Source organism: Bdellovibrio sp. (assembly GCF_047637665.1).
GTDB lineage: Bacteria > Bdellovibrionota > Bdellovibrionia > Bdellovibrionales > Bdellovibrionaceae > Bdellovibrio.
The window spans coordinates 52266-67234 of record NZ_JBLJBT010000036.1 but is presented as its reverse complement, the minus strand read 5'-3'; the positions used below and the strand labels follow the sequence as shown (position 1 = coordinate 67234).

Sequence of the window (14969 nt, the reverse complement as noted above, 5' to 3'; positions counted from 1 at the left end):
AGAAGATGTTAGATTGGCGCATGATGAATATGTCTGAGGTGTATGAAGCTCATCAACACTGGTCGGAAGCTCTTCATCAACTCACAAGCATGTTCAATACAAGCTATTCTTTTTATAACTCTGTGGTGAATGAGATTAGAAATTCTCGCTTTAACGAGTCTCGAGTAAAACCTCTTGAGATGCTCTATCCTCTTAATGGCGTCAAAGCAAAAGATCTCGCTGAAGGTAAGGAAGACCTTTACCTCACAAATCCTCAGTTTATCCAAACCATGCAGCTAGACACTGTGGCCGATACCGTCCTTCTTATTGATAAGATTTTGGCTGAAGCCCGCTATCTATTCCCCATTGAGAAGAAGGCCTTAAAAGAAATGGCCGATCTTCTTCGCACAGGCGATCTGGATAAAGTCAGTACCGGAATTCAAAATTTAGTTCGGGAAAAACGCAACAGTGCCATGAATGTGGGAACCTCCCGAGGATATCATCAGACACTTTTACAGATTTACGCCTCTTTGGGCGCTCCAGAGCCCATGATGGGTCCGGGTCAGGGATATTTCGCCGCCCACCTTCAAGCTCCGTCGACAGCAGAGAGCCTGAAGGGAACTTCTTACTATCGCCGCGTCGGTCTTTTTCAGACCCCTAAAATCACCGATTATCTTTTAATGCAGATGATCTGCGGTCCCGACGCGGAAGCCGGCCAACGCGTGGTGAAGAACTCAAAAGGATTCCCTTCCGTGTTCTTGCCCCCTCAGATTAGAAATGTGAATGATGATTTTTCTCAATGCGAAGGCATTTCTGCGGGCGCAACTGCGGATCATATTTACAAATGGCCTGTGAAAGCGGCCAGCAATAAATCTTATAATGGTTTTGTCTCTTATCTTGTTCACGAAGCTCGTTCTTCCGCGATCGGTGGAATTAACGAATCCACATTCCCTGAATGGTGGACTAAAACAACTGAAAGCCAGATGCAAAAAGCTTTCGACGAATATTCCAAGAACTACGACGAGATCGTCGTAAAGCTTGTTAAAGCAGTTTATTATCCTGGTCGCAGCTTCTTTAATGGTCGACCTATCGTAAACAATCCTTGGAAAACCGTTAAGCTCTATACGTCACGACAAGCGCAGAAGCGTTATTTTGAAGGCGGCCCCATCTATAATGGCAGCATGAATTCGGCCTTTCAAGAAGAGCGCGTTTATCTTTCTCTTCTCGAGGACCTGCTAAAACCGACGTCGGAATTTAATATCGATATGGCAAAAATTCTTGAGAAAGCTCCAACTCATCCGGCATTGAAAGACGTCGAAAATCAATTTGCAATCTTGAATGGCCTCATCAAAAGAATTCAGGTGACCAAGATGGATGGACGCGATGTGATCAAGTCGGATCTGGAGAATTATCAGCTTGAAGAGCAGCTTCAGAATATTCAAACCGCTTTGGCAAAGCTATCCGCAGCCCTGGGCGTTGGCGATGCGCAAGAGGGTGCTCAGGTTAAGCTAAATACAAATCAAAGAAACCTTGCGGTGACTGTCCTGGAGCAACTTCAGGGACTGGCCTCGGAGGTCATGATGTATGGAAGCATGGCGAACGCAGTGAGCTGGGATAAAATCCGCAATCTCAAGCGTCTCAATATGGAACAGCAGCAGTTTAACAATGAAATCCAGGCAAAGCTCAATTCGATGCGCGGAATGACGATGCCAGGTAAGTACTAGGATTGGTACAGCTTTTGATAAATTAGATATTGGAAAGTTTTAAATTAAACAAGGCACTTCTGAGGTTGGAGAAACCCCAAAATTGGAGTGCCCTGTAAAAAGTATGAACAGGTAAAGGGAGAGAGAGTTATGAAAAAAGGTCTTGTGATCGGAATGCTAGCCTTAGCAACATCAATGTCTTTCACGGTGGCATCAGCGGCCCCAGTAAAGACAACTCGTGAAGTCCTTGTCGACTACACGAAACAGATTAAAGAAGCCGCTTTTGGCAAAGCTATGACTGCCAAAGGTCTGAGCGGTCAACAAGTGAAGGTTGCTCAAGATAAGCTGATCAACGAATTGCAACTTTCCTCTGGAAAAAATAACTCTTTAGCGATTGCTCTTAAATCGGAGCCTACCAAATCCGCAGAACGCCTTGATAGCCTGGCAACCATCGTTGCAGCAAAAAAGATGGCTACAGAGATTTCCAAAAAAGATTCTGCTGAAGGGCAATCTATTGATGCCGCAGCCACAGCGTCTGCCACTTTGTTAGCAAATTCTGCCCTCACCGGCGCGCGCAAGTCAGGCAAAGAACTCAACACTCAGGAAATGGCAGAAACAACAGCCGCTTTGCAAAAGCTGGAAACTTTGCCAGAGGCGATTTTGACTCGCTTCTCAAAGGCAGAGAGAGACTCTTATACAAAAATTATTGAGCGTCATGACCAAATTATTGAGTCCGGAAAAAAGGGCTCTTCTGAAGAGGCCTTTATTGAAGCCATTATGGAAGTGAAAAAAGTAGATCGCACCAAAGCTTTGGAAGTTGTTAGAAAACTGAAAGAGTGCGTGTAATCCGCTCTTTCCTCTCTTCGGACCCCAAAAAGCTGAGACGATGAGTCTCGGCTTTTTTTATATCTCCATTTTCTTTTTATCCGTGACAATAAAGATTTCAATCCGACGATTCATCGCGCGATGTTCGTCGTTGTCGTTGGGAACGATTGGCTTTTGATCACCATAGGAGATAGCTACAAACCGCTTGGGATCCAGACTGTGATATTTCACAAAGTAGCGAACAACCGCAGACGCCCTGCCACCAGCAAGCTCCCAATTGCTTGGAAATAAATCGCCCGCCATAGGAACGTCGTCCGTATGTCCTTCAATGATAATTCTTTTGTCGTTGGTTTTAAGGACTTCAGCTACTTTATCTAAAGACTCCAGCGACGACATCTTCAGCTTCGCCGAGCCTTCCGGAAAGAAAGTGGATGCCGCCAAGGCAATACGCACGCCCACGGCGTCATGATAAATATCCTGAATGGCTTTTTTCTTCTGATCACCCGCCATGGACTTATCCAAAGATCTTTCCACAAAGTCTGCAACCTCTTGAGGTCCACCTTTCCGAGGAAAGTTACCCACGGGCATTTCCAATTCAGCGATTGTGTCGCGAATGGCATCGCCTTGGGATCCACTCCCGTTCCCCGCCAAGTGAAGATTTAACTTGATCGAGTCCTCAAATTTTTTCTGTTTTTCCTCATTGGCCGTGGAGGTGGCGTACATAACAACAAAAAACGCAAAAAGCAGGGTTATAAAATCGGCATAAGAAACCAACCATCTTTCGTGATTCTCATGTTCTTCATGCTTTCTGTGTTTTCTTGCCATGAAGTTCCGACCTATCTTTGCTCAGAGTCAAGAAAGGCATAAAGTTTTTGTTCCAGTACGACGGGATTTACACCACTGGCAATTAAAAGCCCGCCCTCCAAAACCATTTGCTTTTCCCGGGACAATGACTGCACACGACGCTTTAGTTTGTTGCCTAAAGGAAGAAACAGCAAATTCGCTGAACTCACGCCATAAACAGTGGCGACAAAGGCCACGGCAATTCCACCGCCCAACTTACTCGTATCCGTCAAGTTTCCCATCACGTGAATAAGACCCAGCACGGCCCCGATAATTCCGATTGTGGGTGCAAACCCCCCCGCATCCGTCCATATTTTGGCCCCGGCTAAAAGCTCTTCTTCTTCAGTGTGAATCTGTGTTTCAAAAATATCTCGGATGGTTTCAGTCTCCACACCATCGACCACGTTGCGAAGAATGTTTTTCAAAAGAGCATCTTCAATACGACCAATTCTTGGTTCTAAGGCCAAAAGAGATTCTTTTTTGGCGATACGAGAACAATCGACGATTTCTCGAATGCGCTTTTTGGCGTCGCTCTCTTCTTTCTGGAAGGCTTTTTTGGCGAGCTGCAATCCAGATTTTAAATCTTTTTCAGAACTAGAAACCATCACCGCCCCGACGGTTCCGGCTAACACGATAATAAATGCTGTGAGCTGCATGAGCGAACTCATGTGGCCCCCCTCAAGAAGGTTCCCGAGTAAAATCCCACCAAAACCCACAAGGAGGCCTAACAATGTTGCTTTATCCATAGGGAAAATGATGCCACAGGGGATCACATCTGACACTTAGACCCCTCGAAGACCTAGACTTTCTGCGAGCGAAAAACTAGGGTAGAGTCGTCATGATGCTCGATTTTATCTTAGGCCTCGATAAGAGCCTTTTTTTAATGGTGAACTCCCAGTGGACGGCGGCGTGGGCGGATGCATTTTTTCCTTTCATCACCGACCTTCACAAGACGTTCTTCTTTAAAGTTTTCATAGTTCCCCTTATTCTCGGACTCTTTATTTGGCGACGAGGACTGAAGCGTGGGCTCATCATCTTTTTTTTCTGTCTTGTCGCGGTGTCCGCCTCCGATGGCTTTGGAAATTGGGCCCTCAAAAAGACGATTCAGCGCCCCCGCCCTGCAGAGACCTCTGGCCTTCAAGTTCAAGTCCGAGCCCCTTTTGGGGGCTACAGTTTTGTGTCTAATCACGCGACAAATATGTTTAGTTTTGCAAGCTTCACCAGTGCGATTTTTCCTCCGATTGCAATACCGGTATATACACTGGCAACTGTTGTTGCATACAGCCGGGTCTACAATGGAGTTCATTTTCCAACGGATGTTCTTTGTGGGGCCCTCCTGGGATGTCTCTTTGGAATTCTTTTTGCCAAACTCTGCCAACGACTCCTTGCTAAAATGGAGTCGGAAAAGGTGACGCCCTCATGAAAGTTCTAGTGACAGGTGCTAACGGCTTTTTAGGAAGCTGGGTAACAAAAGCTCTCGTGAACGAAGGCCATGAAGTTTATGCCTTGGTTCGTCCTAAAAGTGATATCTCGGAATTGGATGGGGTTGATTGCAAATACGTTCATGGTGATGTCACAGACATTCCGTCGCTTATTGAAGCTTTTAAAGGAATGGATTCTGTTTTCCATTTAGCGGGCGTGATTGCATATAAAAAGTCTCAACGCAGCCTTATGGACAAAGTCAACGTCCAGGGGACCGCCAATGTTGTGTCCGTCTGTCGCGAACACAAGATTCGCCGCCTGGTCTACTTGTCTTCGGTGGTTGCAATCGGGGCGGGTTATACAACCCACGAAATTCTTAACGAAGAATCTTCCTACAATATTGCCGATTTAAACTTAGGCTATTTTGAAACAAAACACCAAGCCGAAAATATTGTAAAAGCCGCCTGCAACAAGGGCGAAATCAATGCGGTGATCTTAAACCCCTCAACGATTTATGGAGCGGGAGACGCCAAAAAAGGCAGTCGAAAAATGCAGCTCAAGGTCGCTCAAGGAAAGTTGAAGTTCTACACTTCGGGCGGAGTGAACGTTGTTGCTGTGGAAGATGTTGTTGCTGGAATTCTTAGTGCATGGAAGAAAGGGCGCAATGGTGAAAGATATATTTTGGCCGGTGAAAATATTCTTATCAAAGATCTCTTTGCTTTGATCGCGGCGGAAGCCGGCGTGAAAGCGCCTCCCTACCAACTGCCTGATGCTCTTTTACATGCCGTGGGTGCTTTCGGAGATTTTCTAGAGAGCCTAGGATTTAAAGGCCCCCTGAGTCGGGAAAATGCCTATACGGCCACCATGTATCACTGGTTTGATTCAAAAAAAGCTCAGACGGAATTGGAATTTAAACCTCGTCCAGCAAAGGACGCGATTCACAATAGCGTTCAATGGATGAAAGATCAGGGTTTGCTTTCATAGGATCTCAATGAAAAAGGCATTTTTTTTCTTTTTAGGAGTCTTCACAGTCATGGCAAGTGCCCTGGCTATTTTGTGGTTTTGGCTCCCCTCCGAAAAGGAAATCAAGGGATGCCTGACAACAAAAATGTATCAGGTCGAACTTTGCCCCGGCTCCAAAAACTATGTCCCGCTTAAGCAAATTTCTCCGCTTCTTCAAAAAACGATCATTCTCACAGAAGACTCTAACTTCTGGAATCACAGCGGTTTTGACTGGGTCGCCATAGAAAAAAATGCCCGTGAGGGTTGGGAAACCGGCATCTTTAAACGCGGCGGTTCTACCATTACCCAGCAGTTAGCAAAGAATATGTTTCTGACCAAAGATCGAACTTTCATTCGCAAGGGACTTGAAGCTCTTATCACAGATCGAATTGAAAAAACCCTGACCAAAAAAGAAATTCTTGAGCGCTATCTCAATGTCGTCGAGTTTGGGAAGAACATTTATGGCGTAAAAGCGGCGGCTCAATATTATTTCAAAAAGACACCGGCAGAACTTAACATGGTAGAAAGTGCTTTCCTTGCCATGGTTCTCCCAAATCCGATCAAGTATTCACAGTCCTACTATCGAAAAGAACTGACCTCATTTGCCAAGAACCGACTCAGTCGTATCATTGAAGATATGTACCGTTATCATCGCATCTCTGAGGATGAATACAATATTGCCATCAATCAAGTTTCCTATTTCTTCCAACCCCAACCGCCTCCTGAAGAACTCAATATTTCTCCGGAGGACGTTCCCACGCTCCAAGATCTTGAAAATGCGGAGCAGGGAGAAAATGAGGATCTATGAAAATCGTCTCTGCCTGCCTTTCTGGTTCGCATTGTCGTTTCGACTGCCAAGCTAAGACTCGAACTGAGATCCAAGCAATGGTGCAAAGAGGAGAGGCGTTGCCCGTCTGCCCCGAACAATTAGGGGGTCTGTCCACACCAAGGCCCCCGGCAGAACGAGTGGGCGAACAAGTCCTGACAAAACAAGGAAAAGACGTCACCAGCGAATTCCTGCGCGGCGCTGAAGAGGCCCTGCAAATTGCGAAGCTCTGTGGTGCTACAGAGGCATTTCTAAAATCGAAATCTCCGATGTGTGGAAGCAATCGAATTTACGATGGCTCTTTTTCCGGAAACGTCATCGCCGGCGACGGCGTCTTCGCAGCCTTGTTGAAAAAGAACGGCATTAAGGTGACGGAAGTCGATTGACCAAATCTACCTAGGACCAAAGTCCAATGGAGCAAGTCTGTTTCTTCCAACATTATTACATAATTTAAGAACTTCTTTATATTCACTCTGAAAGTGCCGATAGTAAGACTATGGAATGTTTTGTTTACCGTCTTAAAATCGGCCTACTTTTTATTGCACTTAGTTTGACTTCGCAGTTTTGCAAAGCGGAAACGTGCGTAACGACGGCTTCCGAATTTGAACAAAAGAAAGATCAACTTCCCAAAATTTTTCAGAATCTCCCCGTTATGCTAACGACGGACTCCTGGCTGTTAACTGCCGGTCTTGAGATTCGCACTGTGGGGCCCAAAATCAAACTTGAAGGTCACGTGTGGAAACCTTCAGAAATCTATAGTGATGACTCCTACGTCAAAAAAATTTGCTACGATGGAACAAACTTCAACGTCACGCTGGAAAATGGGAAATCTTACGATGTAAAAATCAAGAGCGAGGGCGTATCCATCTCGGGGTTCTCTTTTGAGAAGAGCTCTGCCTCCACCTTCGCCGGCATCGTAGAAAAAGTAAAAAAAGCCCAAAGTCGTTCCAATACAACGGTCGACAACTCTGCAAATGGCGCTCGCTAACAGTTCGGGGACATTGACGATGAATAAGCTGACTCTCTCAATCTTTTTTTGTGCCTTGGGCCTCCTCTTTTCTTCTTCACCTTGTTTGGCGAAGAAGTCCCCTTTTACCGCAGGCGAAGACATAGAGTTCTTGGGAAAAGAAGACAAAGCCCTTTTAGATATCAACAAGAGCACGGCTTTTTCGGGGGTACTAACTCGGAAAGACGTCAAAGAATCCGATCAACGTATGTTAGACGTCTATGAGTTCTCTGCGGTCTCCGCCAATAAAATGGATAAAGATCTTTGCCAAAAGCTCGCCGATCAAATCTTCGGGCCAAGTACCGAAATTTCTCTTAAGACAACGGGCCAAGAGCTTTTTGCTTCGCCTCGCAGTGGACAGATTTGTGAAATCATTCTTCGTGATGAAGATGAAAAAGCTCTTTTCAAGGAACGCCACTTCTTTGCGTTTATCACGAACAATAAAGCTTTTGGTTTGGTGGCGCGCTTCCATAAGGTGCCCCCAAAAGAGAAAACCAAAGAGTTGCGTACTTTTATAAAAAATCTGCGCACCTATTAAGACTACTTTAACAGCTTGCGACGAATGCGGAAGAACGAGATGTTCATGCACACCCAAGTGGCGACAAGCAAGACCAGGGCATGAACTCCCACCCAAAGCGTAGGCCCTTTGTGCAAAACTTCGCGAACAGCGGACACAGCGTGAGTCAAAGGAAACAAGTAAGCCACATAACGAAGTCCCGTGGGCAATTGCTCTAGGGGAAAATAAGTTCCACTGAGCAAACTCATCGGCACGATCAAGCCCGAGGTGGAATAAATAAAGGAATCATAGTTTCTGGCGAACGAAGTAAAGATCATTCCGATACAGGAGAACAGCGCCGACAATAGAAATAAAATCGGCAAAGCCAAAATGATCCGATAGGAATCAATAAGACCAAAAAACATCGCCACAAGTGTTACGCCCATCACGCCAAAGAAGCCTTTGCTGGCGGCCCACAAGAGTTCGCCTGCCACAATTTCTTCGGGACCCACTCGTGTCAACATGATCGTCGCATAGGTCTTTTGATGAGTGAGTTTCGTATAGTTCCCGTAAGTGCCTTCAAAAAAGGCCACCATCATGGCTGTCGTCGACAAGAGGGCCGGGAAGAAAAACTCGATATAAGAAAAGCCATTCATGTTATTAACGAAAGCACCCAGGCCAAAACCAATCGCGCCCAAATAAATAACCGGCTCTAAAACAATCCAGAACAAAGAAACCAGCCAGGTTTTCTTGAAGTACAAGAAGTTACGCGACCAAACTTGAAGGGCTCCACTATTTACTTTTGGAATGGCGAAATATTCTTTGAACTTCATGCTATTCATCCCGAAGCTGGTGCCCAGCAAGCTTTAAGAACACATCGTTCAAAGTCGGCTTTCGAATGAAAATCTTATCGCTGGCAATCAAGTCCACCACGCGACGACCTTCTTGATTCTCTTTTATCAATACAGAAACTGTATCTTTAATGACCTGATAAGAAAATCCTTCGGCACGCAAACGCCCCAGATAATAGTTCAAATCCACAGGGTTTGTGTCAAACTCAACAACCTCTTTACCAATCAAATCGCGGATCAGATCGCGCGGCGTTCCCACCGTCAGAATTCGACCGTTATCAATAATCGCCACACGATCACACATCTGCTCAGCTTCTTCCATATAGTGCGTCGTCAACACCAGTGTGCTTTTTTCGGACTTCAGGTGTTTAAAGAAATCCCAGATCCAGATCCGCGCTTGAGGATCCAAACCTGTGGTCGGCTCATCAAGAAAGATCACCTCGGGCGAATTAATCAGGCCACGAGCAATCGCCAAGCGACGTTTCATACCACCACTCAAGGTTTCAACCGAGCGATCCTGGTATTCTTCCAGTTTCATCAGACGCAATAAAGCCTGAGCGCGAAGCTCTGCTTCTGGTTTGGGAATTTTGTGGAAACTGGCATAGACTAAAAGATTCTCAAGAACAGTGAAGTCTGGATCAAGGCCGTCCTCTTGCGGGACGACCCCTATGCGAGATTTGATCTCGCGATAATTCTTTTTAACATTCAAACCCAGCACATAAAGTTCGCCGCTGGAAACCAGGGCCGAGCAATACATCATCTTCATCGTAGTTGATTTGCCCGCCCCGTTAGGACCTAAAAGCCCGAAACATTCGCCCTTATAAATCTCAAGACTGATTCCATCCACAGCGACTTTATCGTCGTATTTCTTTGTCAGATCTTTAATTTCAATGGCGACGTTCGTACTCATTATTCCTTCGCTGCTCTCGCACGTTTATGAGGGTCCAGTTCACGAAGACGAAGACGGATGTTCTTAGGAGTCACTTCGATCAACTCAGATTCTTTGATCCACTCCATCGCTCTTTCCAAAGTCATCTTCTTCACAGGAACCAGACGGATAGCTTCATCAGAACCCGAAGCACGTACGTTCGTCAATTTTTTCTCGCGAGTGATGTTTACTTCTAGATCATTCTCTTTGGCGTGTTCACCAACGATCATGCCTTCGTACACATCATCCCCGTGCTCAACCATCATGATGCCACGCTCTTGAAGATTCCAGATCGCATAAGCAGTTGCATTCCCTTTGCGGTCAGAAATCATCGCTCCGTTCATACGGTGTTCAATTTCACCACGGTAGTCATCCCAACCGTCAAACTGCGTATTCAAAAGGCCCGTACCACGAGTGTCCGTCAAGAAATCAGAACGATAGCCGATCAAACCACGAGAAGGAATTCGGAACTCAAGACGTGTACGACCAGATCCTTTTTGAACCATGTTCGTCATAACACCTTTACGTTTTCCAAGCTTTTCAGTAACAGCACCTACGAATTGGTCCTCGATATCGATAACCGCGATCTCCATCGGCTCCAACTTTTTACCGTTTTCTTCTTTAAAGACAACGGTCGGCTTAGACACCAAAAGTTCAAAATTCTCACGGCGCATTTGTTCGATCAAAACACCCAACTGCAACTCGCCACGGCCGACAACCTTGAAGGCGTCCGTGTTGTCTGTCTTTTCTACGCGAATCGCTACGTTGTACAAAAGCTCTCTTTCCAAGCGCTCGAGGATCTTACGTGAAGTCACGTTTTTACCATCAAGTCCCGCGAAAGGTCCGTTGTTCACCGAGAACACCATGCCCACCGTCGGCTCTTCAACTCGGATACGAGGAAGCGGACGAGGATCCAAAACGGAGGTGATCGTGTCACCGATAGTGAAATCTTCCATACCCGCGATAACCACGATATCTCCCGCGCCCACTTCTTGAGCCGGAACTTGAGAGTTAACCTTGTACTGGAACAACGCAGATACTTTCACTTTTTTCTGAGCATTCGCCTGAACACAAAGAACTTCGTCACCAACCTTGATTGTTCCCGCTCTCATACGACCGATCGCCAAACGACCTACGTAGTCATTGTACGAAATGTTGGAAACCATCACTTGCAGTGGAGCATTCTCTTCAATTTGCGGAGGAGGAACAAGGTTGACGATCGCATCGTAAAGAACTTCCAAAGATCCTGTATTTACGTTTGGATCCAAGGTCGCCATACCCTCACGAGCAATGGCATAAACAGTATGGAAATCACACTGCTCTTCAGTCGCATCGAGGTCGATGAATAGATCAAAAAGTTCGTTGTGAACCTCTTGAATACGAGCATCGGAACGGTCGATCTTATTGATACAAACGATTACCTTTTTGCCGCCCTCAAGAGCCTTTTTCAACACGAAGCGAGTTTGCGGAAGGGGGCCTTCGGAAGCATCACAAAGAAGGATACAACCATCAACCATGTTCAAGATACGCTCAACCTCACCACCGAAGTCACTATGGCCCGGAGTATCGACGATATTTACTTTAATGTCTTTGTACATGAAGGACGCGTTCTTGGCTGCGATGGTAATACCACGCTCTCTTTCAAGATCCATTGAGTCCATGAGACGCTCTTCAACGTGTTCGTTGTCACGGAAAGTTCCTGCTTGTTTGATCAAGTGATCAACCAGGGTTGTCTTTCCGTGGTCGACGTGTGCGATGATAGCGATATTTCTAATTTTCTTTGGATCTTGACTCATATTTACCCTTCGTTATTTCTCTTAAAAACCTAAAAACACTAAAACTAAAATCAATAAATTTCACGCCAAGTTTCCGTCACGGTTCCTATCCGTGACCACCCATGAGAAACTCTTCCCCACTGGTGTCCTCTTGCTCCACATTACCAATGTTAGCAAAAAACTCATTTGCCAAGGACACGATCTCTTCGTTGCATTTGGATTGGAAAAGATTCTTTCTGAACTGGGATGCCCCAGCATAACCTGTCGAGAACCAAGCTGCAAACTTTCTCAATTGAATACCTGTGACGTGCTCATCACAATGCGCCACCACCTCATCTTTGAGGTTATTAAATAGGCTCACATAGTCGCGACGAACCTCTTTGAGGGATTCCCCTCTCCACAAAGAGAGGGCATCCATAAAGATAAATGGATTTTTAAGGCATCCCCGGCCAATCATCACACCGTCACAGCCGGATTGCTCTAGTCTTAAGTTAGCCTGTCGAGGTGTGAGAATATCTCCATTTCCAAGAATAGGGATTTTTGAGTTCGCCTTCACTTCAGCGATAAAATCCCAGTCCGCAAGTCCGGAATAACCTTGAGCACGGGTGCGTCCGTGAATGGCGACCCATTCGATGCCTTCATTGTAGGCGATATTGCACACCTCAATCGCATTCCGAGAGTTGGCATCCCACCCCGTGCGAATCTTGATTGTCAGAGGAATTTTGATCGCACTCTTGACCGTCGAAAGCACCTTTTGCAAAGCCACGGGATCTTTTAACATCGCCGAGCCCGCCCCTTTTTTTACGACTTTGGGAACGGGACATCCAAAGTTCAAATCTACAAAATCACAGCCCTCAGCTTCGGCAACCTGCGCGGCCCGCGCGATCACCTCAGGTTCTTCGCCAAAAAGTTGAATACCGATCGGTCTTTGCGACTCATCAAAACTCATCAACTTCATCGTGCGTTCAGATTTATACTCAATACCATTGGCGCTGACCAACTCGGTCACAACCACACTGGTATCTAGTTTCTTCATGAATGTGCGAAAAGCGTGGTCCGTGATCCCGGCCATAGGGGCAAGGACAAAGGGATTTGTCTTTAAGGCTTGAACTGGATTCATAAGGGAAGCGGTATATCAAAAAGGTCCCAAAAAAGGTACATTTGTTTTAAAAAAATGACCTTATTTCATAGGTTTATGAGTTCATAAGCAATGTATTCGATCTGAGCCGACAAGACCCACTAACTAAAGCCAGGTCACTCGCCCTTCCAACTGCCGGGGTGCCTTCGGGGGATTGTGATCGGGATATCCGCACACCATCGCACAAAGAAGCTCCAGTTCCCCTCGCTGGTATTCCGGAAGTTTATCCACACCTAAAAACCGATCCACTTCGTCTTTGATCTCTAGGGGCGCCCCCATAGTGCAAGAGCCCAAACCCTCTACCAGGCAGGCAAGATTCATGTTTTCCACAGCCATATACACAGAGCCAATGCTGGTGTGATAGCGCTCTTCGGAGTCGTTATGGGAATACGCAAAGACAATCACCGGAGCATCCCCCAGCGTATAAAAAAATCTTTCCGTGAACTGATAAAGAGAAGGCTTCAGTCTTTGCGACAAAATATCTTTAATGCCCAACCAAGACTTTTGCGAATATTGAAGGTATTCCTCTCGCTTCTTTCCAGTAACGACAAAAAATCGCCAGTTCTGCCGGTTCTTACCGGAAGGCGCGTGCATACCCGCCAGCAAAACTCTTTCAATCACCTCTTGGGGAACAGGATCCGTCTTGTATTTGCGGATCGACTTTCGAGACTCAATCAACTGATAGAAATCGTGTTTTTCCATAACCTAGCCCATCTCCTCTGTGCCCGCCTCAATGAAACACTCATGCAGACGACGAACCGCCTCCGCCCCTTGATCTTCATTAACGAGGAAGCAGAAGTTGTGCTTACTGGCTCCGAGGCAAATCATACGTACATTGATATCAGAGATCGCCTCAAAAATCTGCTTCCCGAGACCCGGCGTGTGATTGATGTTATTGCCAATCAGCGAAATTAAAGAAAGATTTTCCTCAACCTGCACCTCCGCAATCTGCGAAAGATCACTGATCAGCTTTTTATTCAGAAGTGTTGAGTCGTCCAAGGTCACGCTGACAGAGATCTCAGAGGTCGTGATGGCATCAATACTGACTTTGTGATCGTTGAATATCTTAAAGATCTGAAATAGGAAGCCGTGCGCGTGCAACATCTCAGGAGTCGACAGCGTCACAAGAACCTGCTTCTTTCGCAACGCCATCGCACGAATCAGGGGGTGATCTTCAACGTCTTTGCGAACCCACGTGCCCTTGGCCTCCGAGTCGAAACTAGAGCCCACAAACACTGGAATATTTTTCCGAATCGCGGGAAGCAAGGTCGCTGGGTGAAGAACTTTTGCTCCGAAGGTTGCAAGCTCCGAAGCTTCTTTAAAAGAGATCTCGCGAATAGGTTTGGCTTGAGGACACAGTCGCGGATCGGTGGTGGCAATTCCTGCCACATCGGTCCAGATCTCTAACACATCCGCCGCAACTCCCTCCGCCAAAATCGCGGCCGAATAGTCGCTGCCTCCTCGACCCAAAGTTGTGGTGAAGCCGTCCTCTGTCATTCCGATAAAACCTTGAGTGACAACAACCCGCTTCCCATCACGCAAAAAACCCAGATACTGAGAACACAAAGTTGCAATTTCACCAGTCAAAGCCTTGGCTTTTCCAAAAGAATCATCCGTACGCAAAACCGTTCTGACATCAAAGAGTTCCGCCTTTTTTGTCGAACCGTGTTTTGTCAAAACCCGCCCCATGGCCTCGGCAAAAAGAACGGAGGACATTCTTTCCCCCAAGCTCATCAGCGTATCCATGGCCTTGGTGGAACAATCACGTAGTAGATACACCCCTTTTGCCAACGAGTTCATCTCTTCAAAAAGAACTTCTAATTTTTTTTGCGACTCCCCTGAGATTTGCAGGTCTCCAGCAATTTTTCTATGCCGACTTTCGATCTTCGTCAGAATTTTTTCCGCTTCAGGCCACACCTGAGCTTCGGCGGTCTTCCCTAAGGCGATAAGATCATTGGTCGTTCCCGACGTCGCGGAAACCGCAATAAGGCTTGAACCCTGACGGAAGCTGACCTCCGCACTGCGAAGCATGCACTCAGCATCACCCATGGACGTGCCACCGAACTTCGAAACAATCAATTGTCCCACAAAAACTCCTTACGCCGTAGGCTCGACTTCCCAGGCATCTTATTCCTTTTCTGCTTTTTCATTCAACGAATTTTATGGCAGACTTTG

Annotated in this window: 15 protein-coding genes and 1 pseudogene; 8 read left to right on the top strand and 8 right to left on the bottom strand. The window is 46.3% G+C overall.

Annotated features, from left to right (window positions below):
* Together ACM64D_RS12495 and ACM64D_RS12490 are read left to right on the top strand one after the other, a co-directional pair.
* A pseudogene (locus tag ACM64D_RS12495) lies at positions 1-1703 on the top strand (hypothetical protein); the annotation flags it as partial.
* Between the two features lie 129 nt (positions 1704-1832).
* The gene (locus tag ACM64D_RS12490) at positions 1833-2528 is read left to right on the top strand and encodes a hypothetical protein (RefSeq protein ID WP_415063553.1); all 696 of its coding nucleotides are present in this window, start codon (positions 1833-1835) and stop codon (positions 2526-2528) included.
* A gap of 57 nt (positions 2529-2585) precedes the next feature.
* Here the strand turns inward: ACM64D_RS12490 and ACM64D_RS12485 are convergent, their stop codons facing one another.
* Both ACM64D_RS12485 and ACM64D_RS12480 read right to left on the bottom strand, forming a co-directional pair.
* Positions 2586-3332, bottom strand: coding sequence for an OmpA family protein (locus ACM64D_RS12485; protein WP_415063552.1), 747 nt, complete (start codon positions 3330-3332; stop codon positions 2586-2588).
* An 11-nt stretch (positions 3333-3343) separates the two neighbouring features.
* Entirely contained in the window at positions 3344-4096 is a 753-nt protein-coding gene (locus tag ACM64D_RS12480; protein ID WP_415063551.1) for a flagellar motor protein, read from the bottom strand.
* Positions 4097-4188: 92 nt separating this feature from the next.
* Here ACM64D_RS12480 and ACM64D_RS12475 point away from each other — a divergent pair, with 92 nt between their 5' ends.
* From ACM64D_RS12475 to ACM64D_RS12450, 6 genes are all read left to right on the top strand, one after another.
* Positions 4189-4773 carry a phosphatase PAP2 family protein gene (locus ACM64D_RS12475; protein WP_415063550.1) on the top strand — a complete coding sequence of 195 codons (585 nt, stop codon included), beginning with the start codon at positions 4189-4191 and terminating at the stop codon, positions 4771-4773.
* Positions 4770-5756: an NAD-dependent epimerase/dehydratase family protein gene (locus tag ACM64D_RS12470; RefSeq protein WP_415063549.1), complete on the top strand. Its 987-nt coding sequence runs from the start codon at positions 4770-4772 to the stop codon at positions 5754-5756. Before ACM64D_RS12475 ends, ACM64D_RS12470 begins: the two co-directional genes overlap by 4 nt.
* Before the next feature lie 7 nt (positions 5757-5763).
* Positions 5764-6582, top strand: a complete 819-nt coding sequence (gene mtgA, locus ACM64D_RS12465; RefSeq protein ID WP_415063548.1) for a monofunctional biosynthetic peptidoglycan transglycosylase — start codon at positions 5764-5766, stop codon at positions 6580-6582.
* Positions 6579-6986 (top strand): DUF523 domain-containing protein, encoded by a 408-nt coding sequence (locus ACM64D_RS12460; RefSeq protein WP_415063547.1) that lies wholly within the window; start codon positions 6579-6581, stop codon positions 6984-6986. The genes mtgA and ACM64D_RS12460 overlap by 4 nt, the downstream gene beginning before the upstream one ends.
* A gap of 110 nt (positions 6987-7096) precedes the next feature.
* A complete protein-coding gene (locus tag ACM64D_RS12455) occupies positions 7097-7588 on the top strand; it encodes a hypothetical protein (protein ID WP_415063546.1) in 492 nt (163 codons plus the stop codon).
* A complete protein-coding gene (locus tag ACM64D_RS12450; RefSeq protein WP_415063545.1) occupies positions 7575-8144 on the top strand; it encodes a hypothetical protein in 570 nt (189 codons plus the stop codon). Before ACM64D_RS12455 ends, ACM64D_RS12450 begins: the two co-directional genes overlap by 14 nt.
* A 2-nt stretch (positions 8145-8146) precedes the next feature.
* Here the strand turns inward: ACM64D_RS12450 and ACM64D_RS12445 are convergent, their stop codons facing one another.
* From ACM64D_RS12445 to lysC, 6 genes are all read right to left on the bottom strand, one after another.
* Positions 8147-8935: an ABC transporter permease gene (locus ACM64D_RS12445; protein WP_415063544.1), complete on the bottom strand. Its 789-nt coding sequence runs from the start codon at positions 8933-8935 to the stop codon at positions 8147-8149.
* Between the two features lies 1 nt (position 8936).
* The gene (locus ACM64D_RS12440) at positions 8937-9863 is read right to left on the bottom strand and encodes an ABC transporter ATP-binding protein (RefSeq protein WP_415063543.1); all 927 of its coding nucleotides are present in this window, start codon (positions 9861-9863) and stop codon (positions 8937-8939) included.
* Complete coding sequence (gene typA / locus ACM64D_RS12435; RefSeq protein ID WP_415063542.1) at positions 9863-11677, bottom strand: translational GTPase TypA; 1815 nt, start codon at positions 11675-11677, stop codon at positions 9863-9865. Before typA ends, ACM64D_RS12440 begins: the two co-directional genes overlap by 1 nt.
* Before the next feature lie 85 nt (positions 11678-11762).
* Positions 11763-12776 (bottom strand): tRNA dihydrouridine synthase DusB, encoded by a 1014-nt coding sequence (gene dusB / locus ACM64D_RS12430; protein WP_415063541.1) that lies wholly within the window; start codon positions 12774-12776, stop codon positions 11763-11765.
* Between the two features lie 123 nt (positions 12777-12899).
* Entirely contained in the window at positions 12900-13496 is a 597-nt protein-coding gene (locus ACM64D_RS12425) for a nitroreductase family protein (RefSeq protein WP_415063540.1), read from the bottom strand.
* 3 nt (positions 13497-13499) lie between these two features.
* Positions 13500-14882 (bottom strand): lysine-sensitive aspartokinase 3, encoded by a 1383-nt coding sequence (lysC, locus tag ACM64D_RS12420; RefSeq protein ID WP_415063539.1) that lies wholly within the window; start codon positions 14880-14882, stop codon positions 13500-13502.
* Positions 14883-14969 lie beyond the last annotated feature (87 nt).